General features: G+C 58.5%; 20 protein-coding genes and 1 pseudogene. 7 read left to right on the forward strand and 14 right to left on the reverse strand.

The window, feature by feature from the left end:
• The first annotated feature begins 218 nt into the window (after positions 1-218).
• A complete protein-coding gene (chaA, locus tag QOL81_RS03290) occupies positions 219-1,322 on the forward strand; it encodes a sodium-potassium/proton antiporter ChaA (protein ID WP_060424093.1) in 1,104 nt (367 codons plus the stop codon).
• Between the two features lie 36 nt (positions 1,323-1,358).
• Here chaA and lpxO read toward each other — a convergent pair whose 3' ends face one another.
• The 6 genes from lpxO to putP form a co-directional block, all read right to left on the reverse strand.
• On the reverse strand, positions 1,359-2,261 hold the full coding sequence (lpxO, locus tag QOL81_RS03295; RefSeq protein WP_025303230.1) for a lipid A hydroxylase LpxO: 903 nt from the start codon (positions 2,259-2,261) through the stop codon (positions 1,359-1,361).
• Between the two features lie 234 nt (positions 2,262-2,495).
• The gene (gene phoH / locus QOL81_RS03300; RefSeq protein ID WP_015378226.1) at positions 2,496-3,284 is read right to left on the reverse strand and encodes a phosphate starvation-inducible protein PhoH; all 789 of its coding nucleotides are present in this window, start codon (positions 3,282-3,284) and stop codon (positions 2,496-2,498) included.
• 718 nt (positions 3,285-4,002) lie between these two features.
• Positions 4,003-5,301 (reverse strand): iron uptake transporter deferrochelatase/peroxidase subunit, encoded by a 1,299-nt coding sequence (gene efeB, locus QOL81_RS03305; protein ID WP_283439654.1) that lies wholly within the window; start codon positions 5,299-5,301, stop codon positions 4,003-4,005.
• A gap of 11 nt (positions 5,302-5,312) precedes the next feature.
• Positions 5,313-6,449: an iron uptake system protein EfeO gene (gene efeO, locus QOL81_RS03310; RefSeq protein WP_047730479.1), complete on the reverse strand. Its 1,137-nt coding sequence runs from the start codon at positions 6,447-6,449 to the stop codon at positions 5,313-5,315.
• Positions 6,450-6,469: 20 nt separating this feature from the next.
• A complete protein-coding gene (gene efeU / locus QOL81_RS03315; RefSeq protein ID WP_060423658.1) occupies positions 6,470-7,315 on the reverse strand; it encodes an iron uptake transporter permease EfeU in 846 nt (281 codons plus the stop codon).
• 245 nt (positions 7,316-7,560) lie between these two features.
• Positions 7,561-9,045 carry a sodium/proline symporter PutP gene (gene putP, locus QOL81_RS03320; protein ID WP_283439655.1) on the reverse strand — a complete coding sequence of 495 codons (1,485 nt, stop codon included), beginning with the start codon at positions 9,043-9,045 and terminating at the stop codon, positions 7,561-7,563.
• Positions 9,046-9,616: 571 nt separating this feature from the next.
• Here putP and putA point away from each other — a divergent pair.
• Complete coding sequence (gene putA / locus QOL81_RS03325) at positions 9,617-13,588, forward strand: trifunctional transcriptional regulator/proline dehydrogenase/L-glutamate gamma-semialdehyde dehydrogenase (RefSeq protein WP_055312424.1); 3,972 nt, start codon at positions 9,617-9,619, stop codon at positions 13,586-13,588.
• A 211-nt stretch (positions 13,589-13,799) separates the two neighbouring features.
• Positions 13,800-13,895, forward strand: a pseudogene (locus QOL81_RS03330) (type II toxin-antitoxin system HicB family antitoxin); the annotation flags it as partial.
• 29 nt (positions 13,896-13,924) lie between these two features.
• On the opposite strand, the gene tcyN reads toward QOL81_RS03330, so the two are convergent.
• The 8 genes from tcyN to QOL81_RS03370 all read right to left on the reverse strand — a co-directional run bounded on the left by tcyN (position 13,925) and on the right by QOL81_RS03370 (position 20,370).
• Positions 13,925-14,677: an L-cystine ABC transporter ATP-binding protein TcyN gene (gene tcyN / locus QOL81_RS03335; protein ID WP_060424097.1), complete on the reverse strand. Its 753-nt coding sequence runs from the start codon at positions 14,675-14,677 to the stop codon at positions 13,925-13,927.
• Positions 14,678-14,680: 3 nt separating this feature from the next.
• Complete coding sequence (gene tcyL / locus QOL81_RS03340; protein WP_025303237.1) at positions 14,681-15,343, reverse strand: cystine ABC transporter permease; 663 nt, start codon at positions 15,341-15,343, stop codon at positions 14,681-14,683.
• Positions 15,343-16,143, reverse strand: coding sequence for a cystine ABC transporter substrate-binding protein (gene tcyJ, locus QOL81_RS03345; RefSeq protein ID WP_049197982.1), 801 nt, complete (start codon positions 16,141-16,143; stop codon positions 15,343-15,345). The genes tcyL and tcyJ overlap by 1 nt, the downstream gene beginning before the upstream one ends.
• Before the next feature lie 115 nt (positions 16,144-16,258).
• Entirely contained in the window at positions 16,259-17,251 is a 993-nt protein-coding gene (locus QOL81_RS03350; protein ID WP_025303239.1) for a D-cysteine desulfhydrase, read from the reverse strand.
• A gap of 125 nt (positions 17,252-17,376) precedes the next feature.
• Entirely contained in the window at positions 17,377-17,886 is a 510-nt protein-coding gene (gene fliZ, locus QOL81_RS03355; RefSeq protein WP_025303240.1) for a flagella biosynthesis regulatory protein FliZ, read from the reverse strand.
• A 55-nt stretch (positions 17,887-17,941) separates the two neighbouring features.
• Positions 17,942-18,664 (reverse strand): RNA polymerase sigma factor FliA, encoded by a 723-nt coding sequence (locus QOL81_RS03360; protein WP_004934752.1) that lies wholly within the window; start codon positions 18,662-18,664, stop codon positions 17,942-17,944.
• A gap of 182 nt (positions 18,665-18,846) precedes the next feature.
• Positions 18,847-20,082: a flagellin FliC gene (locus QOL81_RS03365; RefSeq protein WP_060420830.1), complete on the reverse strand. Its 1,236-nt coding sequence runs from the start codon at positions 20,080-20,082 to the stop codon at positions 18,847-18,849.
• Positions 20,083-20,199: 117 nt separating this feature from the next.
• Positions 20,200-20,370 (reverse strand): hypothetical protein, encoded by a 171-nt coding sequence (locus tag QOL81_RS03370; RefSeq protein WP_249105950.1) that lies wholly within the window; start codon positions 20,368-20,370, stop codon positions 20,200-20,202.
• Between QOL81_RS03370 and fliD the strand changes: the two genes are divergently transcribed.
• The 4 genes from fliD to QOL81_RS03390 all read left to right on the forward strand — a co-directional run bounded on the left by fliD (position 20,364) and on the right by QOL81_RS03390 (position 23,759).
• Entirely contained in the window at positions 20,364-21,779 is a 1,416-nt protein-coding gene (gene fliD / locus QOL81_RS03375; protein WP_060420827.1) for a flagellar filament capping protein FliD, read from the forward strand. The two genes, QOL81_RS03370 and fliD, sit on opposite strands and share 7 nt — an antisense overlap.
• Before the next feature lie 32 nt (positions 21,780-21,811).
• Positions 21,812-22,222: a flagellar export chaperone FliS gene (fliS, locus tag QOL81_RS03380; RefSeq protein WP_038876901.1), complete on the forward strand. Its 411-nt coding sequence runs from the start codon at positions 21,812-21,814 to the stop codon at positions 22,220-22,222.
• Positions 22,222-22,590, forward strand: coding sequence for a flagella biosynthesis regulatory protein FliT (gene fliT / locus QOL81_RS03385; RefSeq protein WP_038876898.1), 369 nt, complete (start codon positions 22,222-22,224; stop codon positions 22,588-22,590). The genes fliS and fliT overlap by 1 nt, the downstream gene beginning before the upstream one ends.
• 308 nt (positions 22,591-22,898) lie before the next feature.
• Positions 22,899-23,759, forward strand: a complete 861-nt coding sequence (locus tag QOL81_RS03390; RefSeq protein ID WP_060420825.1) for a helix-turn-helix transcriptional regulator — start codon at positions 22,899-22,901, stop codon at positions 23,757-23,759.
• Positions 23,760-24,132: the final 373 nt, after the last annotated feature.

The following is a 24,132-nucleotide window of genomic DNA, read 5'->3' on the forward strand; positions in this document are numbered from 1 at the left end:
CGTTATTGCGTAAAAGTAAGTAAATAAAACCGCACCCCGTGCGGTTTTTTTGTTACCCTGATCACATAAAGCAAGCAATTGCTTTCTCAGATAAAAACAACATCACACCGGCGCCGTGGGTGTATCCTAATATAAAATACCTACTGGAAACGCAGAGTTGCCGCATCACGGCGACCGGCGCTGACGGGCTACGCTGTTTGAGAAGGAGTGCCACCCTCATGAAGTCGCAACACGATCCTGGCCGATCCACCAAATCTCGCCACACCGAATACTCGCTGATCTTCCCCATCGCCGCGCTGGTGGTGTTGAATCTGTGGAGCAGCACCACTTACTTTCCGCTGATCGTCGGCATCAATATTCTCGCGCTGGTGGGGATCCTCAGCAGCGCCTTCAGCGTGGTGCGCCACGCCGACGTGCTCGCCCACCGTTTGGGGGAACCCTACGGCTCGCTGATCCTCAGCCTGTCGGTGGTGATCCTCGAGGTCAGCCTGATCTCGGCACTGATGGCCACCGGCGACGCCGCGCCGGCGCTGATGCGCGACACGCTGTATTCCATCATCATGATCGTTTCCGCCGGCCTGGTCGGTTTCGCGCTGCTGCTCGGCGGGCGCAAGTTCGCCACCCAGTACGTCAACCTGGGCGGCATTAAACAGTATCTGATGGCAATTTTCCCGCTGGCGGTGATCGTGCTGGTGTTCCCGAGCGCGCTGCCGGGCGGTAACTTCAGCACCGGGCAGGCGCTGTTGGTGGCGCTGATCTCCGCCGCCATGTATGGCGTGTTCCTGGTGATCCAGACCAAAACCCACCAGAGCCTGTTCGTGTATGAGCATGAAGACGACGATGGCGACCCGCATCACGGCAAACCCTCTTCGCACAGCAGCGCCTGGCATGCCGCCTGGCTCGTCGTGCACCTGATCGCGGTTATCGCCGTCACCAAGTTCAACGCCAATCCGCTGGAAGGCCTGCTGACCAAGATGAATGCGCCGGCGCAGTTTACCGGTTTCCTGGTTGCGCTGCTGATCCTGTCGCCTGAAGGGCTGGGCGCGCTGCGCGCAGTGTTGAACAATCAGGTGCAACGCGCCATGAACCTGTTCTTCGGTTCGGTGTTGGCGACCATCTCCCTGACGGTACCGGCGGTCACCATCATCGCCACCCTGACCGGGCAGACGCTGATCTTCGGGCTGCAAACGCCGCATATCGTGGTGATGCTGACGGTGTTACTGCTGTGCCAGCTGTCGTTCTCGACCGGCCGCACCAACGTGCTGAACGGCACCGCCCACCTGGCGCTGTTCGCCGCCTACATGATGACTATCTTCGCCTGATCAAAAAGGGGCGCACACCGTGCGCCCCTGTCTTCGTTATACCGAGAAGAATATCGCCGCGGCGATCCCCCCGAACAAAATCCACTTGATGATGTAATAACCGGTGCGGTTCCAGGCCTTCAGGCGTTTCCCCACCCGGCGTATCGCATAGATGTATTTGAACATCTTGTTGACGCCGCCGGTGCGATCGCCCTCTTCGTTCGGCGCGGTGGCGGCGCTCATCAGATTGCGCCCCAGCCAGTGGTTCACCGCCTGCGCCCAGCGGTAGCGCATCGGCCGTTCGATGTCGCAGAACAGGATCAGACGATTCTGCCCGCTCTGATTTTCCGCGTAGTGCAGGTAAGTTTCATCGAACATCACGCCTTCACCGTCGCGCCAGCTGTAGCGCTCGCCGTCCACCTCGATGAAGCAGCGGTCATCGTTGGGGGTAATCAGCCCCAGGTGATAACGCAGCGAACCGGCGTAAGGATCGCGGTGGCGCGGCAAACGGCTGCCGTCCGGCAGTTCGGCGAACATCGCCGCCTTGACCGAAGGCAGGCTGCGCAGCAGTTCCGTGGTCTGCGGGCACAGGGTCATAGCGGAAGGATGGCTGTCCTCATACCATTTCAGATAAAAGCGTTTCCAGCCGGTCTTGAAGAACGAGTTGAACCCGGCGTCGTTGAATTGATCGGACGCTTTGATCTGCTGGATCTCCATCAGCTTCTGTCCTTCGTCGCGGATGGTTTCCCAATTCTCCCGCAGTACCGCCAGCTCAGGGAACTGCTCCGGCTTCAGGTACGGCGTGGTCGGCACGCGGGAAAACAGGTACATAAAGACGTTCAGCGGTGCGGTAAAGGTGGAATGGTCAGACAGCTGTCGCCACACGTTGTAGCGAACCCGCCCGCGGTAATGCACATAGACGACGCATAAAATAAGCAAAATCAGAATGATATATTTCATGTTTGAATCGCATCAAGGAACTCACGCTCAATGCGCCGCGCGGCGCACACCCCAGATAGTGTCCTTTTGGCGGCGCACGCAAGTTGCGCGCCAATCTGGAACCCATTAATCATTAACGCTAACTCAACGAAAATCTATACAAAAAACCACAATAATTTACACAAAGGTTAAACGAGAGGGGAAATTGCGGAGATAAAAAAGGCCGCCGAAGCGGCCTTTCCATTAGCGGATAGGTTAACTGTAAGCGTTGAGCGTGCGCTGGCACAAAGCAGAGCGCACACAGTCCTGTTTCTCAAAGCGGATAACGCCGATCATCTCGTCCTCTTCGAAACGCTCCAGCGCGTCGCTGAGGCCGGATTTCACGCCGCGCGGCAAGTCGCACTGGGTCACGTCGCCGTTGACGATAACCGTCACGTTTTCGCCCAGGCGGGTCAGGAACATTTTCATCTGGCTGGCGGTCACGTTCTGGGCTTCATCCAGGATAACGACCGCATTTTCGAAGGTGCGTCCACGCATATAAGCGAACGGCGCAATCTCTACCTTGCCGATTTCCGGGCGCAGGCAGTACTGCATAAAGGAAGAGCCTAAACGGCGCACCAGAATGTCATACACCGGGCGGAAATAAGGCGCGAATTTCTCGGAGATATCACCCGGCAAGAAGCCAAGGTCTTCATCCGCCTGTAAAACAGGACGGGTAACGATAATCCGATCCACCTCTTTATGGATCAGCGCCTCCGCCGCCTTGGCGGCGCTGATGAATGTTTTGCCACAGCCGGCTTCGCCGGTGGCGAAGATCAGCTGCTTATTCTCTATGGCTGATAAGTAATGACCCTGAGCTTCGGTTCTAGCCTCGATGGGTGAGCTATCGCGCTTGTCTCGCGCCATGCCGATAGACTCGACTCCCCCCATTTGCACCAGCGAGGTCACAGACTCTTCTTCCAGCTGGCGATGACTACGAGCGTCACGACGAATAACGCGTTTCGCTTCACGACGTGCTTTGATCACTGCTTTCTGTCTACCCATAGTGGCACCTTACAGTTTGTTTCACCTACCGCAACGGCCAGGCCGCGCGATTATGTTTCACACACGTATTAGGTTTTGGCCTCCTCCGAGCCAATAAGAGCCAAGGGACAAGGTGAATCGACGGCAACGCTTAAGCGCCGTGTCTTCACGGGACAACGCGGACTGCATTAAAAAACGTGGAGTAAAAAGTGATGAGGTTCGATAGCGATAAGAGTGCGGGGTTGCCGGTAAAAGAGAGTCGGAGAGAGAACCCTCGTTACAACGAGAAATCAGGGGAGATGTGTTATTTTTTCTTTCCAGCCCAACCAAGGACTTTACCATTAGCGATCCCCGCAGTGATATTTACAGCTTCAAGCTGTGCACCGTGTGAAAACTACCGCCAGATGATTACAGTATAATGACATTCAATCCTGTCGCGTTACTAAAATGTAAAAAAATTTTATATCTTTTGTTTTCAGTTAGCGCAAAAACACTATATCACGCTCGGCACGTCATTCCAGAAAAATTTTTATCATATAAATATCAATTAATTACAATTAAAAGCCGCGAATGACACTTTAGTTTATCGATTAAAATTTGCACAACCCAAAGTCGGCGGGCCCTTCAGATTTTTTAATCCGCAGGCGGCGGATTGAATTGAACTCCGTCGCTTAATGTCCCGCACAATAGGCAAGCCAACGTAAAACGAGGCGGAAGATCCCGCCTCGTCATTGCGCACTCAGGCCTTGAGCAAGCCGCTGGCCAAATAGTCGCCGCCCTCTTTCACCCCCGGCAATACGAAGAAATATCCGCCGCCGATCGGCTTGATGTATTCTTCCAGCGCTTCGCCGTTGAGCCTTTTTTGCACCGTCAGGAATCCTTTTTCCAGATCGGCCTGATAGCAGACGAACAGCAGCCCCATTTCCAGCTGCCCGGCATTGGAAACGCCAAGGGAATAGCTGTAGCCACGTCGCAACATAAGGTTACTTTGGCTTTCCGGCGTGCGGGGGTTAGCCAACCGGATGTGCGCGTCCATCGGAATCACCTTGCCGTCGGGATCGTTCGCGTAGTTCGGCTCGTCATGTTCATGCTTCATGCCGAGCGGCGCGCCGCTGTGCTTTTCGCGGCCGAAAATGGTTTCCTGCTCCTGCAGCGGCGTGCGATCCCAAAACTCCACGCGGAAGCGAATAATGCGCGCCGCCTGGTAGCTGCCGCCCACCGTCCACGCCGGCTCGCCGACGTTGTCGCCGACCCACACCACCTTATCCATCAGCGGTTTGTCGTCGGTTTTCGGGTTGGCGGTGCCGTCTTTGAAGCCCAGCAGGTTGATCGGCGTCTCTTTGCCTTTGCTGCGCGCCGCATGCGCGGAGATGAATCCCTCCCGCTTCCAGCGCACGCTGAGCAGATCCGGCGAATGCTTGATGATGTCGCGCAGTGCGTGGATCACCGTTTCATTGGTGTTGGCGCAGATCTGCAGCAGCAGATCGCCGTGGCAAAGCCCGGCGTCCAGCGCATCGTTGGGGAAGCGGGTCATTTTCTGCAACCGCAGCGGCTTTTGCGCCTGCAGGCCAAAGCGTTCGTCGAACAGCGATGCGCCGACCGAGACGGTGATGGTCAGGTTGTCCGGGTAAATCTCCGGCCCCATGATCCCCGAATCGAGCGGCGGCAATTTGGCGTCCACCTCCGGCGCCTTGCCGCCGTGGGTCAGGAACGCGATGCGGTCGGTCAACAGCCGGAACAGGCGCTCCAGATCCGCTTTGCTGGTCGCCAGCACGTCGAACGCCACCAGCATCATCGCCGCCTGTTGCGGGGTCAGCACCCCGGCCTGATGGCGGCCATAAAACGGCTGTTTCTGCCAGCGCTCATCCTGCGGCGCCGCCAACGGCTCCGCCGCTTTGTCCGCCGCCTGCACCAGGCGGCTGCCGCCCAGCGCCAGCGCGCTCAGCCCCAGCCCCTGCAGCAAACGGCGGCGTGAAGGGGATGCCGCCTCCTGAGAGTGCGGGTGAGGCCCGTTATTCGGGCCTGCCTTGTTGCTCATAACCTTATGCCTCAGTCCAGACCCAATACGCCGCGCAGTTGGGAAAGGTCTTCCGCCAGCGTGGTGATCGGCCCTTTCAACGCATTGCGGTCGGCATCGGTCAGCTTCTCATAGGACTCATACCCCTCTTTGGTTTGGTACTTCGCCAAAATGGTGTCGACGGTTTTGAAGTTGGCGTCGATCTTGTCCAGCAGCGGCTTGTTGGCCTTGACCAACAGCGGGCGCAGCAGGTTGACGATCTTCTGCGCGCCGTCGACGTTGGCCTGGAAATCCCACAGGTCGGTGCGGCTGTAACGGTCTTCTTCACCGCTGATCTTGCTGGCCGCCACTTCTTCGATCAGCCCGGCTGCGCCGCCCACCACCTTGCTCGGCGGGAAGGTCAGTTCACCCACGCGTTTTTGCAGTTCAACGGTGTCGTGATACAGACGATCGGCATATTTGCCCATGTCTTTGGTCGAGTTGTCGGCAAACAGCGCCTTCTCCAGACGGTGGAAGCCGGTAAAGTTCGGATCCGCCGATTTCTTCTCGTAGTCGTCCTCACGGGCGTCAATGCTGCCGTCCAGATCGGAGAACAGCTCGGCGATCGGCTCGATGCGCTCATAGTGCTGGCGGGTCGGCGCGTACAGCTTGCGCGCTTGTTCCACGTTGCCGGCCTTCACCGCGTCGGTGAACAGCTTGGTCTGTTTCACCAGCCCGTCGACTTCTTTGATAACGTAGACTTTGTATTCGGCGATCGGGCCAACCAGATCCAACGCGTTCGGTTTGCCGTCGGTGGCGCCGTTGGTTGCCGCGGTGACGGTCAGTTTGCCTTTCGGGTTGCTCAGCAGCCCGCAGGTCATGTCGTATTCGCCCGCTTCCAGCGTGGCGGTCATTTTCTGGGTGAAGCCCGGCGCGATGTTTTCGCGCTCTTCCACCACCATTACCCCTTTCAGGATTTCCCATTCGACGTTTTTCTGGCTGGTGTTATGCACCACAAACTGCGTCTTGCCGGCCGGCACCGTCAGCTGCATCGGTTCGCACTGCTTGTCGTTGACCGTGACTTTGACCTGCGGCACGTCCGCCGCCAACGCGTCGATGCTCAGCGCAAACGCCGGGATAGCCAGTAATGCTGCGTGCAACGCCTTGCGGCGAAATAACGGAGTAGACATACGAGATTCCCTATTAAACATTAATGATTGATTTTACGTTGCGCCGGGGCCGCTGCCGGCTCCGCGCGCTGCGGCAGGAAAAAGAAAATCAGCGCCGGGATCAGATACAGGAAATAGACGGCCACTTCGCTGACCGTCGGCGCTTCCTGATAACCGAGAATGCCTTCCAGCAGGGTGCCGAACAGCGAATGGGTCGACAGGGTGCTGCTGAAATCGAAGGCGATGTCCTGGAAGTGGTTCCACAGGCCGGCTTCGTGGAAGGCGCGGATCGCCCCGGCGGCCAGGCCGGCGGCGACGAACAGAATGAACAGGCTGGTCCATTTGAAAAACTTGGCCAGGTGCAGCTTCACCCCGCCCCAATAAATCATCATGCCCAGCACGATGGCGGCCACCAGGCCGAGCACCGCGCCGATCGGCGCCGCGGCGCCCACGTCTTGCTGGAACGCCGCCAGCAGGAAGAACACCGACTCCAGCCCTTCGCGCGCCACGGCGAAAAACACCATCGCAACCAGCGCCCAACCCTGCCCTTTACCGGCGCTGAGCGCCTGATCGATCGCCCCTTCCAGATGCACCTTGACCGACTTGGACACCTTACGCATCCAGAACACCATATAGGTGAGGATCACCACCGCCACCACCGCCACGATGCCCTCGAACAGCTCCTGCTGTTTCTGCGGGAACTCGCCGGTGGTTTCATTGATGAAGATGCCGAGCGCCAGACACAGCGCCGCAGCGACAATCACGCCGATCCACACCGCGCCCAGCCATTGGCTGCGCTGCGTGCGCTTCAGGTAGCTGGCGATCAGGCTGACGATCAGCGCGGCCTCCAGCCCCTCACGGAACATGATAAGAAAGGGAACGAACATAAATAATCACCCCTGAAAAGACCGCGGCGGCAGAGACGGTGGTTGCGAAATGAGCCGCGGCAACTATGTAAAGAAACGTAAAAACCAACGAGAGTGATTATCATTCTGCCAAGAATAAATACAAGAGGCATGACGGTGATTTTTTCTAATCAAATGTCGCCAGGTGTTACAGCTGGATGACGGCGATCGGCAGACAAAAAAAAGGGGCGCTCTGCGCGCCCCTTACCGACTGACATCGAACGGCGTTACACCGTTTTGTACTCGGCTTCCGCCTGATCGAAACGCTCGGTCATGGTGGCGGAAGGCTGGCGGCCCATCAGGCTCACCACCACGATGGCGAGGCAACCCAGGATGAAGCCCGGGATGATTTCATACAGCCCCAGCCATTCGTACTGTTTCCAGACGATCACCGTCACCGCACCGACCAGCATACCGGCCAGCGCGCCGTTGCGGGTCATGCGCGACCACATCACCGAAATCAGCACCACCGGACCGAAGGCGGCGCCGAAACCGGCCCAGGCGTAGCTCACCAGGCCCAGCACGCGGTTCTCCGGGTTGGCCGCCAGCGCGATGGCGATCAACGCCACCACCAGCACCATCACGCGGCCGACCCACACCAGCTCGCGCTGGCTGGCGCCTTTACGCAGGAACGCCTTGTACAGGTCTTCGGTGATCGCGCTGGAGCACACCAGCAGCTGGCAGCTCAGGGTACTCATGACCGCCGCCAGAATCGCCGACAGCAGCACGCCCGCTACCCATGGGTTGAACAGCAGCATCGCCAGTTCGATGAACACGCGTTCCCCGTTCTTCGACACGTTACCGGCTTGATCCGGGTTGTTGGCGAAGTAAGCAATACCAAAGAAACCGACGGCGATGGTGCCGGCCAGGCACAGGATCATCCAGGTCATGCTGATGCGACGCGCGCTGCGGATGGTGCGGTGAGAATCCGCCGCCATGAAACGCGCCAGGATGTGCGGCTGGCCGAAGTAGCCCAGGCCCCACCCCAGCAGCGACAGGATGGCGACGAAGTTCAGCCCTTTCAGCATGTCGAGGTTGGCCGGGTTCTGCGCCTGGATCACCAGCATCGAGGTATCGATGCCGCCGACGGCGAAGATCACGATCACCGGCGTCAGGATCAGCGCGAAAATCATCAGGCTGGCCTGCACGGTGTCGGTCCAGCTTACCGCCAGGAAACCGCCGATAAAGGTATAGAGGATGGTCGCCGCGGCGCCGGCCCACAGGGCGGTTTCGTAGCTCATGCCGAAGGTGCTTTCGAACAGGCGCGCGCCGGCTACGATGCCGGAGGCGCAGTAAATGGTGAAGAACACCAGGATGACGATGGCCGAGATCACGCGCAGCAGCTTGCTGTTGTCTTCAAAGCGGCTGGTGAAATAATCCGGCAGCGTCAGGGCGTTGTTGTTGGCTTCGGTATGTACGCGCAGCCTTCCTGCCACCAGCTTCCAGTTCAGGTAAGCGCCGATGGTCAGGCCGATGGCGATCCAGCTTTCGGAGATGCCGGAGAGGAAGATGGCGCCCGGCAGGCCCATCAGCAACCAGCCGCTCATGTCGGAAGCGCCGGCGGACAGCGCGGTCACCACGCTGCCCAAACTGCGGCCGCCGAGAATATAGTCATCAAAGTTGTTGGTTGCCCGGTAGGCAAGCAGGCCGATCAGCACCATCCCGAAAATGTACACCAGGAAGGTCACCAGCATAGGTGTGCTCATTGTCATTTAATTCTCCACTTTCATTATTATTCGCGTTTCGCTCCGGCCAAGCCGGCGCCGGTAAATCCACGCGCAATGCATTTCACTGGCCGCCGCGCCGGAACGTGGCGCAGCCTGCGAGCAAGTGCAGGTAAAATAGTTTCTGCCCGTAATTGTTGACCGTCGGTTATCCTAGATGAGCCTTTCATCAACCAACAAGATATTTAACAACAAAGTTACACAAAGTTTACCCTGCGTCACATTTACCGGGCTCAAAGGTTGCACTCACGACAAGCAAAATGAGTTGCACCTGGTTATTACCCTTATATACCGCAAGGTAAAGCGTCTGCGGCAGCATAAACCCCGCCGCATTCGCTCAATAACGCAACATTCGTGCCAACTGGCCATGTTAAAAAATCGATGAAACTCACACTTCGCTCATCAGCCTGATTTAACAAGGTTGCACAAAGTTGCAACATGCAGGATATTGTCTGCATTCTTGACACCACACATCTCACGAACCTATCCCAACAGGCTTTCCGGCCTGCTGTTTGTCTAGCCTGATGGGATAGGTTCTAAACACAGGAGTTGGATTGGCATGGGCACTACCACAATGGGCGTGAAACTCGACGAGGCAACACGCGACCGGATCAAGAGCGCCGCACAGCGTATCGATCGCACGCCGCACTGGCTCATCAAGCAGGCCATCTTTAATTACCTCGAGCGTCTCGAGAGCGGTTCCGATATTCCTGAAATTCCAGCGCTGGCCGCTGCGGGCCAGCCTGAAGCGGACGACATTATGCCGCAAGCGCAGGAAGAGTCACACCAGCCATTCCTCGATTTTGCCGAACAAATTCTGCCGCAGTCGGTCACCCGCGCCGCCATCACCGCTGCCTATCGTCGCCCGGAGACCGAAGCGGTGCCGATGTTGCTCGAACAGGCGCGATTACCCGCCGATCTTGCACAGGCCACTCACAAAATGGCCTATGGCATCGCCGAGAAGTTGCGTAACCAAAAAAGTGCAAACGGCCGCGCCGGCATGGTGCAAGGCCTGCTGCAAGAGTTCTCCCTCTCTTCGCAGGAAGGCGTGGCGCTGATGTGCCTGGCGGAAGCGCTGCTGCGCATTCCGGACAAACCGACTCGCGATGCCCTGATCCGCGACAAGATCAGCAACGGCAACTGGCACTCGCACCTCGGGCGCAGCCCGTCGCTGTTCGTCAACGCCGCGACCTGGGGCCTGCTGTTCACCGGCAAGCTGGTGTCCACACATAACGAAGCCAATCTGTCCCGTTCGCTGAACCGCATTATCGGTAAGAGCGGCGAACCGCTGATCCGCAAAGGCGTGGACATGGCGATGCGCCTGATGGGCGAACAGTTCGTGACCGGCGAAACCATCGCCGAAGCGCTGGCCAACGCGCGCAAGCTCGAAGAAAAAGGCTTCCGCTACTCCTACGACATGCTGGGCGAAGCCGCCCTGACCGAAGCCGACGCGCAGGCCTACCTGGTTTCCTACCAGCAGGCGATCCACGCCATCGGCAAAGCCTCCAACGGCCGCGGCATCTATGAAGGCCCCGGCATCTCCATCAAGCTGTCCGCCCTGCACCCGCGCTACAGCCGCGCGCAGTACGAACGCGTCATGGAAGAGCTCTACCCGCGCCTGCTGTCGCTGACCCTGCAGGCACGCCAGTACGATATCGGCATCAACATCGACGCCGAAGAGGCCGACCGCCTGGAGATCTCGCTCGATCTGCTGGAGAAGCTGTGCTTCGAACCGCAGCTGGCCGGCTGGAATGGCATCGGCTTCGTGATCCAGGCCTACCAAAAACGCTGTCCGTTCGCCATCGACGCGGTGATCGACATGGCGCAACGCAGCCGCCGTCGCCTGATGATCCGTCTGGTGAAGGGCGCCTACTGGGACAGCGAAATCAAACGCGCCCAGATGGACGGCCTGGAAGGCTACCCGGTCTACACTCGCAAGGTCTATACCGACGTTTCCTACCTGGCCTGCGCCCGCAAGCTGCTGTCGGTGCCGAACCTGATTTATCCGCAGTTCGCGACCCACAACGCCCATACCCTGAGCGCCATCTATCATCTGGCCGGCAACAACTACTACCCTGGCCAGTATGAGTTCCAGTGCCTGCACGGCATGGGTGAGCCGCTGTACGAGCAGGTGGTGGGTAAAGTGGCCGACGGCAAACTGAACCGCCCTTGCCGCATCTATGCGCCGGTCGGCACCCATGAAACGCTGCTGGCTTACCTGGTGCGCCGCCTGCTGGAAAACGGCGCCAACACCTCGTTCGTCAACCGCATCGCCGATGCCACCCTGCCGCTCGACGAGCTAGTGGCCGATCCGGTCAGCGCCGTGGAAGCGCTGGCAGCCAGCGAAGGCCAGATTGGCCTGCCGCATCCGCGCATTCCGCTGCCGCGCGAGCTGTACGGCGAGAAACGCACTAACTCCAGCGGTCTGGATCTGTCCAACGAACAGCGTCTGGCCTCGCTCTCCAGCGCCCTGCTCACCAGCGCCAGCCATCCGTGGCGCGCGGAACCGATCATCGACGCCGAATTGGATCAGGGCGTGGAGCAACCGGTGATCAACCCGGCCGAGCCGGGCGATGTGGTCGGCTACGTGCGTGAAGCCACCGAAGGCGAAGTCAGCCGTGCGCTCGACGCCGCCGCGGCCGCCGGCCCAATCTGGTTCGCTACGCCGCCGACGGAGCGCGCCGCGATCCTCGAACGCGCCGCCGAGCTGATGGAGAGTCAGCTGCAAAGCCTGCTGGGCATTCTGGTGCGTGAAGCGGGTAAAACCTTCAACAACGCCATCGCCGAAGTGCGCGAAGCGGTGGACTTCCTGCACTACTACGCCGGCCAGGTGCGCGACGATTTCGCCAACGACAGCCACCGTCCGCTGGGCCCGGTAGTCTGCATCAGCCCGTGGAACTTCCCGCTGGCGATCTTCACCGGCCAAATCGCCGCGGCGCTGGCGGCGGGCAACAGCGTGCTGGCCAAACCGGCCGAGCAAACGCCGCTGGTCGCCGCGCAGGCGGTGCGCATCCTGCTGGAAGCCGGCATTCCGCAAGGCGTGCTGCAGCTGCTGCCGGGCCAGGGTGAAACCGTCGGCTCAACGCTGGTCAACGATGCCCGCGTCCGCGGCGTGATGTTTACCGGTTCCACCGACGTCGCCGGCATTCTGCAGCGCAGCATCGCCGGTCGCCTGGATCCGCAAGGCCGTCCGACGCCGCTGATCGCCGAAACCGGCGGCCTGAACGCCATGATCGTCGACTCTTCGGCCCTGACCGAACAAGTCGTCACCGACGTGGTGGCCTCCGCCTTCGACAGCGCCGGCCAGCGCTGCTCCGCGCTGCGTATCCTGTGCATTCAGGAAGACGTGGCCGAGCACACGCTGCAAATGCTGCGCGGCGCGATGGCCGAATGCCGCATGGGTAACCCGGAGCGCCTGTCTACCGACGTAGGCCCGGTGATCGACGCCGAAGCCAAAACCGGCATCGAACGCCACATCCAGGCGATGCGCGCCAAAGGCCGCAAGGTGTACCAGGCCGCCAAAGGCAGCGCGCAGGATGAGAAAGAGTGGGCGCGCGGCACCTTCATCAAACCGACGCTGATCGAACTCGACAGCTTCGACGAGCTGCAAAAAGAGATCTTTGGCCCGGTGCTGCACGTGGTGCGCTTCCAGCGCAACAATCTGGACGCGCTGGTCGATCAGATCAACGCCGCCGGTTATGGCCTGACGCTGGGCATTCACACCCGTATCGATGAAACCATCGCCCGGGTGACCGAACGCGCCAAGGTCGGCAACCTGTACGTCAACCGTAACATGGTTGGCGCGGTGGTCGGCGTGCAGCCGTTCGGCGGCGAAGGCCTGTCGGGCACCGGCCCGAAAGCCGGCGGCCCGCTGTACCTGTACCGTCTGCTGGCTAACCGTCCGGACGACGCGCTGCAGCGTACGCTGCACCGTCAGGACGACGAGCGCCCGATGGAAGCCACCGCGCGGCCGCAGCTGTTGGGCGCGCTGCAATCGCTGGAGAAATGGGCGGTCACCAGCCAACACGGCGAACTGGCGGCATTGGCGCAGCGCTATGCGGAGCTGGGCCAGGGCGGCACCGTACGTCCGCTGCCGGGCCCGACCGGCGAGCGCAATACCTATGCCCTGCTGCCGCGTGAACGCGTGCTGTGCCTGGCGGATAACGAAGCCGACGCGCTGATCCAGTTGGCCGCCGTGCTGGCGGTCGGCAGCAGCGCGCTGTGGCCGGAAGCGGAACTGCAGCGCAATCTGTTCCGCCGCTTGCCGAACGATGTGCAGGCGCGCATCGCCTTCAGCAAAGACTGGCAGCAGGACAAGGTCGAGTTCGACGCCGCCATCTACCACGGCGATGCCGACCAGCTGCGCACCCTGTGCGAGCAGATCGCGCAGCGCGGCGGCGCCATCGTCTCGGTGCAGGGCTTCGCTCACGGTGAAACCAACATCCTGTTGGAACGCCTGCTGATCGAGCGTTCGCTGAGCGTCAACACCGCCGCCGCCGGCGGTAACGCCAGCCTGATGACCATCGGTTAACGCATCGTCAAGGCGGCCGTGCATGGCCGCCTGATTGGCTCACCGCTACGCAAACCCTGCACTTGTGCAGGGTTTTTTATTGCCCGCAGCCCGGTCAGCCGTTAGCGTCTTGCTATCCTGGCATGAGGATGCGGCGCCTCATGGGCGATAACAACAGGGTGAACTCAGAACGAATTAGTCTGCTTGCAAACCGTGGCAGAACGCTACTCGTCGCATTGACTCTCGGGTTCGGCAACATCCGGGATACGGTAGCCGCAGCGGATTTCTCGCCGCCGCCGCGCGAAACGCATTGTTGAAAAAGGAGTGAATGCGAACGGGGGAAGCTCCCCCGCCGTCTTATTGATTCAAGAATTTGTCGAGGAATTGCTGGGTACGCTGGTGCTGCGGGTTGGCGAACAGCGCTTTGGCCGGGCCCTGTTCAACGATGCGGCCGTGGTCCATAAAGATAACCCGGTCCGCCACGTCGCGGGCAAAACTCATCTCATGGGTGACGATCACCATGGTGCGTTTCTCTTCCGCCAGTGAGCGCATGGTATTGAGCACTTCCCCCACCAGCTCGGGATCGAGCGCCGACGTCGGCTCATCGAACAGAATCACCTCCGGCTGCATCGCCAGCGCGCGCGCAATAGCCACCCGCTGCTGTTGGCCACCGGACAGCCGCCGCGGATAAGCCTGCTCCTTGCCGCTTAGTCCCACCTTGGCCAGCAACGCGCGAGCGCGCTGTTCCGCGCTGGCCTTCGCCTCGCCCTTGACGACCACCGGCCCTTCGATGATGTTTTCCAACACCGAACGGTGCGGGAACAGGTTGAAGTTCTGGAACACGAAACCGACCTGCTGACGCAGCGCTCGTACCTGATTTTTCTGTTTGCTCAGCGGCTTGCTGCCGTCGATCAGGATATCGCCGACGCGAATGGTGCCGGAATCCGGCTCCTCCAGCAGGTTAATGCAGCGCAATAAGGTGGTTTTCCCCGAGCCGCTCGGCCCGATGATCGCCACCACTTCGCCGGCGTCCACCGCCAGATCGATCCCATGCAGTACCGTCTGACCCTTGAACTGCTTGGTCAATTGCTTAACTTCAATGGCACTCATGCGCTACTCCTGATCCTGGCGATTAACGTGGGCTTCCAGACGGTTTTGCAGCGCGGAAAGCAGGGTCGCCATCACCCAGTAAATCAGCGATGCCGCCAGGTACATGGTGAACACTTCCAGCGTGCGCGAGGTGATCAGCTGCGCCTGACGGAACAGTTCCGGCACCTGAATGGTGGCGGCCAGCGAGGTGTCTTTCACCAGGCCGATGAAGCTGTTGCCCAGCGGCGGCAAGGCGGTGCGCGCCGCCTGCGGCAGGATCACTCGGCGCAGGGTTTGCCAACGGGTCATGCCGATGCTGGCGGCGGCTTCCCACTGCCCTTTGTCGATCGACGAAATCGCCGCACGCAGCGTTTCCGAGGTGTAGGCGGCGGTATTGAGCGACAGGCCAATCAGCGCCGCCGGGAAAGGATCGAACTCGATGCCGAACTGCGGCAGACCGTAATAGATCATAAACAGCTGGGCGATCAACGGCGTACCGCGGAACAGCGACACGTAGATACGCGACAGCCACGACAGCGGCCACAGCGGCGAAAGGCGCATCAGCGCCAGCAGAAAACCGAGCAGCAACCCCAACGCCATGCCGCCCAGGCTGAGCTGAAGCGTCAGTATTGCGCCCTTCAATAAAAATGGCGCTGAATCCAGCGCCAGTTGAATACTTTCGTGCATTATTTAGTTACGTCCGCGCCAAACCATTTCTCGGAGATCTTCGCCATCGTGCCGTCTTTTTGCATCTCGGCGATCGCCTGGTCAATCGCGGCCAGCAGCTCTGGGTTGTTCTTGCGCAGCGCCACGCCGGACTCCTGACGAGAGAACGCCGGGCCGGCTACCGCCAACGTATCGCCGGTTTTCTTCACCAGATCCAGCGCCGCCAGGCGATCCACCAGAATGGCGTTGATGCGGCCAACGCGCAGATCCTGATACTTGGTCGGGTCGTCGTCGTAGGTACGCACGTCCACGCCCTGCACATTCGCGCGCAGCCATTGCTCATAGTTGGTGCCCAGGCCCACGCCGACCTTCTTGCCCTTCAGGTCTTCCGGCTTGGTGATGGTGCCTTCGTTGCCTTTTTTCACCAGCGCCTGAATACCGGAAACGGTGTAAGGGGTGGAGAAGTCATATTTCTTCTTGCGCTCATCGGAGAGCGTCACCTGGTTGATGACCACGTCGATGCGTTTCGAATCCAGCGAAGCCAGCATGCCGTCCCACTTGGTCGGGTTCAGCTTGGCCTTCACGCCCAGGTGTTCCGCCAGCGCGTTGGCGAAATCCACTTCGAAACCGGTCAGCTTGCCGTCTTCCCCCTGGAAGCTGAACGGCGGATAGGTGCCTTCCAGGCCGACGATCAGCGTGCCGCGCTGCTTCACCTGCTGCAGCAGATTGTCGGCAGCGTAGGTTTGGGTCGCCAAACCGGCGGCCAACGCGACGCCCACCACGCCCAACAGCCATTGACGACGAACTTTTGCAAACATCATAAACACCCCTGTGTGTTATTTATCTTTTTTGATATCAGCACTTTAACAGTGCGACCGCCCGCATAAAGGAATATAACTTTATAAATATAGTTCAAAATGGAATAACAAGCGGTGTTTACACCTGTGGATGGTAGGCGAACAGCGCCGGCGCGCCGCCGGTGTGAACGAACAGAATAGGGCCTTCATCGCGGAAGCGCCGCTGGGCGATGCCGTCGATCAAACCGGCCATCGCTTTGCCGGTGTACACCGGATCCAGCAATACGCCTTCTTGCTGCGCCAGCAGCTGCACCGCCGCCATGCCCTCTTCGTTCGGCATGCCGTATTGTGGCGCGAAGTAATCGTCCCACAGCGCGATCGGCGCCAGTTCGTCGATATTCAGCGAACAGGCCAGAGCTTTCTGGATCTGCTCCACCTTCGGCAGCTGATCGATCACGGTGCGCGAGACGGTCACGCCGATCAGTTCGGTTTCCGGCAGCAGCTGCTGCAGCCCCACCGCCAGCCCGGCGTGGGTGCCGGCGCTGCCGGACGCCACCACCACCGAACTGAACGCCACGTTGCTGCGTTGGCTCTGCTCGGCGATTTCCAATGCGCACTGTACGTATCCCAGCGCGCCCAGGGCATTGGAACCGCCCACCGGCACCACGTAAGGCCGGAAGCCCTGCGCCTCAAGGCGCGTCGCCAGCTCCGCCAGCTGCTGCTGCGGATCGTGCAGCGCTTCGCACATCACCACCTCGGCGTTGAACAGGCCGAGCAACAGGCGGTTGCCGTTGGTCAGGTAGTTTTCCGCGCGGGTATCGATAGGGTTTTCCAGTAGCGCGACGCAGTGCAGGCCCAGTTTCGCCGCCACCGCCGCCGTCTGGCGCACGTGGTTGGATTGAATGGCGCCGGCGGTGACCAGCGTATCGGCACCTTGACGCAGCGCGTCGGCGGCCAAAAACTCAAGCTTTCTCAGCTTGTTGCCGCCCATGGCCATAGGAGTGACATCGTCACGTTTAAGGTAGATTTCGCGGCCGAGGTAATCGGAGAGACGGGACAGCTTTTCGAGCGGTGTGGCGGTGCCAACCAGATCCAGACGCGGAAATTGCGCCAGTTGTTGTTGCAGGTTCACTACTTCCCCCCAGGGAATCGAATATCAACATCTGATAACCGATAGATTTAGCAGATGTGAACTGAATAATCATCCTTTATCACGGGGGAAACAGCAGGCCCCGGCCCAGCGGCCGGGGAAAAGTCTCAGTAGCTGCGCTGCCAGGCGAGATACTGATCGTATTTGCGCAGCGCAATGCGGTAGTTGTTGTGCGCCGCGGTAGGCAGATCGTCGATGATGCGCTGATGGCTGGCGCTGCTGGCGAATTTATCCGCCGGGTAGTTGCGCGCCACCAGCATTTCGTCCAGCCGGCGCAGCCGCACCACATACTCGCGGATGGTGCTGTGGCTCATCTCGGTCTGCTCGAACAGATACTGTTTGAACGCCATGATGTCGAAATAGCTCGGGTGGCTGTTGCAGGAGATCTCGCTGCAGAAGCGGCACAGCGCGGTCAGCTCGTGCTGCACGTTTTGCCAGACCGCATCGTCGATCGGCTGATCCATGCGCGCGATGGCTTCTTTATTGATAATCTTGCCGCGAAACACCAGCGCCATGCGGTCCAACAGTTTGCCGCACTGGGAGCAATGGGTTTGGCTGTGCTTGTAGTCTTTCAGGTAACGGCTAAGCGGCCGTTTCTTCAACAGTATTCCTGGCATAAAGGGCAGTCCGATTGTCGCATGAGTCATCGAGTTGAGGGGCGGTGGGCCGCCGTCAGGTATCGTTCGCCAGCCGCGCGCGCAGCCGTTTGATCGCCTGACTGTGCAGTTGGCTGACGCGGGATTCCCCGACGTCCAGCACGGCGCCGATCTCTTTGAGATTCAACTCTTCCTGGTAATACAGCGTCAGCACCATTTTTTCGCGCTCCGGCAACGCCTCGATGGCGTCGATCACCCGCTGGCGCAGGCTGCCTTCCAACAGGTGATGCAGCGGGTTGGCCTCTTCATGCCCTTCCAGCATCGGTTCCGCGTTCTCGCCATGCTCCTCGCGCCATTCGTCGTAGGAGAAAAGCTGGCTGTTATTGGTGTCCAACAGAATTTGACGGTACTCATCCAGCGAGATATTCAGCGTCTGCGCCACTTCCGTCTCGCTCGCCGGACGGCCGTAACGCTGTTCCAGTTGCCGCATCACCTGCGCGACTTCGCGCGCATGGCGCCGCACGCTGCGCGGCACCCAGTCGCGGCTGCGCAGCTCGTCGAGCATCGCGCCGCGAATGCGTTGCACCGCATAGGTGGTAAAGGCGGTTCCTTGTAGGGCGTCATAACGCTCAACGGCGTTCAATAGCCCGATTCCCCCGGCCTGCAGCAAGTCGTCAAGCTCCACGCTGGCGGGCAGCCTGACCTGCAGGCGCAACGCCTCGTGGCGCACTAACGGGACGTAGCGCAGCCAGAGAGAATTTTTGTCCATCACGCCTTCGGCGGTATACAGATCGCTCACTATGTCTTAAACCTGCGGATAAGAGAGTCAGCGCTATTATGCGTAGGGGGCGGAATGCCAATCGGCTGAACAGTCGCACAAAACGGGCTTTATTTGCGCCATGTAATAACCGCGCGGTGCGCGAGCATAAAAAAACCCCGCCGAAGCGGGGTTTCTTTGCGACAGTTAATCGGGAGAGACGATTAACGCAGCAGGGACAGCACGTTCTGAGTAGACTGGTTAGCCTGTGCCAGAACAGAGGTGCCAGCCTGTTGCAGGATGTTGGCACGGCTCATGTTGGACACTTCGGTCGCGTAGTCAGCATCCTGGATACGGGACTGAGAAGCGGACAGGTTGTTAACGGTGCTGTTCAGGTTGTTGATAACAGAATCGAAACGGTTCTGTACCGCACCCAGGGAAGAACGCAGGGAGTCAACCTGAGACAGCGCTTTGTCCAGGGTTGCCAGCGGATCGGCAGTTTTTGGCTCGGTGGACTGCTCAGCGCCCTTGGTCACTTTACCGGCTGCGTCTACGGTCGCCTTGAAGTATTTGGCATCGGCACCGGTACCTTCCTGGATCACGTAAGATTTGCCGTTGTCGTAAGAGCGCAGGTTAGCCGCATCAGGACCGGTAGGAGCCACTTCTTTCTCAATGCTGGTTACCGCAGTGCCGCCGGTTGGTTTAGTGGCTTCTTTGGTGCCAACGGATTTCAGGTCGCCGGTCGCTTTATCGAAAGTTGCTTTGTAGTAGTCGCCATCGGCGTTGATAGCGAATACATCGTCACCAACTTTCTCATAGCTGGCAATATCTTTACCACCGGCTTGAACGGTACCGGTGTTGATTGCCACGCTGGTGCCGGTTTTCACGGTAGCAGGTGCAGCGGCAGCTACTTTGGTTTTATCAATGCCATCGGCCACGCTGAACTTTTCCAGACCCAGAGTTTTAGCATTGATGTCTTTCAGTTCGATATCGATGGTTTCGCCGTCGTTCGCGCCAACCTGGATGGTCAGTTTCTGATCTGCGCTCAGTACTTTCACGCCGTTGAAATCAGTCTGCTCGGAGATGCGGTTGATTTCAGACAGACGCTGAGAGATCTCGTCCTGGATGGACTGCAGGTCGCTGGAAGAGTTGGAACCGTTCTGAGACTGTACGGTCAGACGACGGATGTTCTGCAGGTTGTCGTTAACTTCGTTCAGTGCGCCTTCGGTGGTCTGCGCCAGGGAGATACCGTCGTTGGCGTTGCGAGAAGCCTGAGTCAGACCCTTGATGTTCGCGGTGAAACGGTTGGAGATCGCCTGACCCGCAGCATCGTCTTTCGCGCTGTTGATACGCAGACCGGAAGACAGACGCTCAATCGCAGTACCCAGAGAAGACTGAGATTTGTTCAGGTTGTTCTGCGCCATCAGCGACAGGCTGTTAGTGTTAATTACTTGTGCCATTGTTTGCTTTCCTTACGAGTCAGTTGCGTTCTTCGCAACACAGTTAAAAGGTTCGGGCTTGTTTGCCCACGGCGTCAACCACCGTCCCCTCAGGTATCGGCCCTCCCCTAACAACCTTTAGCAATTTTTTAAAATTTTTTGCGCCAGGGGCAATGGCAGAAATAACGCGGTTTTTCCCTCCTCTATTGCGCCATCGTTTTTTTGTTTTTTTCGGTAAACTTTTTCATCACTGGGCCGATAACGCGTAAAGCGAATAAAGTCATTACCAAGGAGAAACACGAATGGCATCGATCAGTTCATTAGGCATCGGCTCAGGACTCGACCTTAACGGTTTGCTCGACAAGCTGACCAAAGCGGAACAACAGCGCCTGACGCCGTACACCACCCAGCAGACCAGCTACAACGCCCAGCTAACCGCTTACGGCACGCTGAAAGGCGCACTGGAGAAGTTTGACAATCTGAGCAAAGACCTGGCCAAGCCAGAGTTCTTCAACAACACCACCGCCACCAAGCACGATCAGTTTACCGTGACCACCACCGACAAGTCGGTACCGGGCAACTATTCGATTGAGGTCTTGAAACTGGCACAGCCGCAAACGCTGACCACTCAGACGCCGATCGCCGACCAGCAGGCCAAGCTGGGCACCCCGGGCAGCAGCGATCGTTCCATATCTATTACGGCAGGTAACCCGCCGAAAGAGACCAAGATCCCGCTCGGTGACGATCAGACTTCGCTGGTCGAGATGCGCGACGCCATCAACAAATCGAAATCCGGCGTCACTGCCAGCATCATGCGCGTCGGCGACAATGACTATCAACTGGCATTGAGCTCCACCACGCCCGGCGAAAAAAACACCATTGCGGTGCAGGTCAATAACGACGACAAGCTCGGTGCCATCCTCAACTACGATCCTAAAAATCCGCCTAAAGATGGCAGCACCGCGATGAAACAAACCGTGCCTGGGCAGGATGCGGAAATCGTCGTCAACGGCACGAAAATCAAGCGCAGCACCAACTCGATCGCCGATGCCTTGCAGGGCGTAACGCTCGATCTGAAAACCACCACCAAGGCCGGCGAACCGCAAAACCTAGTGATCGGCATCGACAAGAGCGGCAGCGCCGACAAGATTAAAGAGTGGGTGGATAACTACAACTCGCTGCTGGACACCTTCAATTCGCTGACCAAATACACGCCGGTCAAAAGCGGCGAAGCGCAGAATGCCAAGAACGGTGCGCTGCTGGGTGACAACACCCTGCGCGGTATCCAGTCCTCGATCAAAAGCGCCCTCAGCTCGGCGCAGGACAACCCGGAGTTGAAAGGCCTGGGCAACCTCGGCATCACCACCAACGTCAAAACCGGCAAGCTGGAAATCGACAGCACCAAGCTGAACAAAGCCATCGACGAAAAACCGGAGCAGGTCGCCAACTTCTTCGCAGGTAACGGCAAAGACACCGGTATGGCCACCCAGATCCACAACGATATCCAAAGTTACATCAAGGCCGGCGGCATCATCGAGAACTCGACCAAGAGCATCAATACCAACCTCGATCGCCTGAACATCCAGATCACCACGGTCACGGCCAGCATTCAGAACACCATCGACCGTTACAAGCAGCAGTTCGTTCAGTTGGATACCATGATGTCCAAATTGAGCAGCACGGGTAACTATTTACAACAGCAATTCTCTGCAAAGTGATCCCTTAACCAGGTAACAGGTAAAGAAACAACATGTATAACAGAAGCGGCACTCAGGCCTATGCACAGGTCAGTCTGGAAAGCGGCGCCATGAGCGCCAGCCCGCACCAGTTAATCGTGATGTTGTTCGACGGGGCGCTCAGCGCCCTGCTTCGCGCACGCATCCTGATGAACCAGGGCGATATCGCCGGCAAAGGCCTGGCGCTGTCCAAAGCCATCAACATCATCGACAACGGCCTGAAAGGCGGCCTCGACCCTCAACAGGGCGGCGAGATCGCCGAAAACCTGGCGGCGTTGTACGACTACATGAAGCGTCGGTTAATGCAGGCCAACCTGCATAACGACGAGGCGGCAATCGCCGAAGTGGTCAAACTGCTGGAGAACATCGCCGATGCCTGGCGCCAGATCGGCCCCAACTACCAACCTTCGCAGGACGCCGTGTAATGGAACGTCAACAGCAGCTGTTAGCCGCTTATCAACAAATTTACAGCCTGAGCAGCCAGATGATCGCGCTGGCGCAAACCGGGCGCTGGGAAGAGCTCGTCGAACTCGAATTCGCCTACGTGACGGCGGTGGAAAAAACCGCCGCCTTTACCGGGCAAGCCGGCCCGTCTATGGCACTGCAGGAGATGCTGCGCAATAAGCTGCAACAGATCCTCGACAACGAAACCGAGCTCAAGCGTCTGTTACAGCAACGCATGGATGAGTTGAAAACGCTGATCGAGCAGTCCACGCGCCAGAACGTGGTCAACAATACCTACGGCCAATTTCATGACCGCGCGCTGTTGCTGGGGGAACCACAGGTCCGATAAGATCGACAATACTGACGAAAATGGATTAAATAGCACCATGCGCTATTACTCTCGGGTTACGTTAGGATATTAATCTATGGCATTTGAATTATTCAGTTTATGGGTAATTGGTAAAATGCGCGCTTCGAGCCTGGCTCTCACTTTAATGGATAAGCATCATCCCGACACGGACGTTTTCTGTTCAGCAGGAAATTGATTTTTGATAGATAAAACACGCCGCTGTGTTTCACAGCCCATGGAAAAATGTTGCTCCAACGCGGATCAAAGCGTAAAGATATTCCCAGATAATGGCTGCGAAATGAATATCGATGGAACGTACAATTAATCTCTGTCCAGGAATTGGTGCCTCAGCGCACATCGTTCAGCATACTGAATTATTATTCCCTTCAGTCTATTTTGAGCAACCACATCTGTATCTGATACAACAAGGCCATAAGCGCGTACGCTGGCAACAACACGAAGTGGTGGCTCATCCCGGCGAGCTGTTGATTATCGACGGGGGACAAACGGTGGATATTATTAACGGCCCCTCCGAAGAGGGCGTGTTCAGCTGTCAGTTGCTGACCTGCGACCCTCTGCTGCTCACTCTTCAGCCTCCGGCCGAGGAAACGCCGGCGCCGATGCCGTTCGATGCCGTCCTGGCGCTGCGCAATCTGCCCTGCGCCCTGAAGCACAGCTTTGAGACCACCAGCCTGGCGCTGGCGCTCCGGCAGCGTTTTCCCACCATCATCGTGCGGCACAAAATGCTGGAAATTCTGCTGTGGCTGGCCCAGTTCGGCATTCGCTTCATCCACAACGAAGCCAAAGACCTGACGCAACGCGTGCGCCGCTGCCTGGCAACCGATCCGCACAGCATTTGGACCGCGGCCAAAGTCGCGGAGAGCCTGTCGATGAGTGAAGTGATGCTGCGCCGCAAACTGTCGATGGAAAATACCGCGTTGCGCAACCTGATGATCGACGTGCGCATGAGCAGTGCGCTGGCCCTGCTGCAATCCACCGACTGGCCGATATCCGCCATCGCACAACATGTCGGCTATGAAAGCGCGTCGCGTTTCGCCGAACGTTTTCGCAAGCGCTTCGGCTTTGCGCCTACCGCCATTCGCGGCCACCAAAGGATTATGGAACCTGGCCCCCTGGGGGCCGAAGCGATAGCCGCCGGAGAAACATAAATAGACGCGCAACAAAATGGCTTTATTTAGCACAGGTTCCTAACAGTTGTCACAACGCTGAGATAGGCTACGCAACGTCGAACCGCCGAAGAGCAAATTAAACGATGCGTAATGAAAAGCGATTATTTTCTCTGGCAATAATGTTGTTGGGGCTGTGGCTTTTAGCATTGCTGTATGAAGAAGACATGATGCGCTTACTTGCCGCACAATAAAATGGCCAGGCTTTTATCGCCTGGTCAGACTTCAGTCCAGTTTAACCAAAATGCCAATTAATACGGCGAGTACCGTCAGCATTAAAATACTGATCAGACGCCATCTGGATTCGCTTTTCGTGCTCATTGACCTGCCTCGAATAATAACCCTACTAATCAGG

The organism is Serratia sp. CC22-02 (assembly GCF_900182895.1).
Taxonomy (GTDB): Bacteria; Pseudomonadota; Gammaproteobacteria; order Enterobacterales; family Enterobacteriaceae; genus Serratia; species Serratia nevei.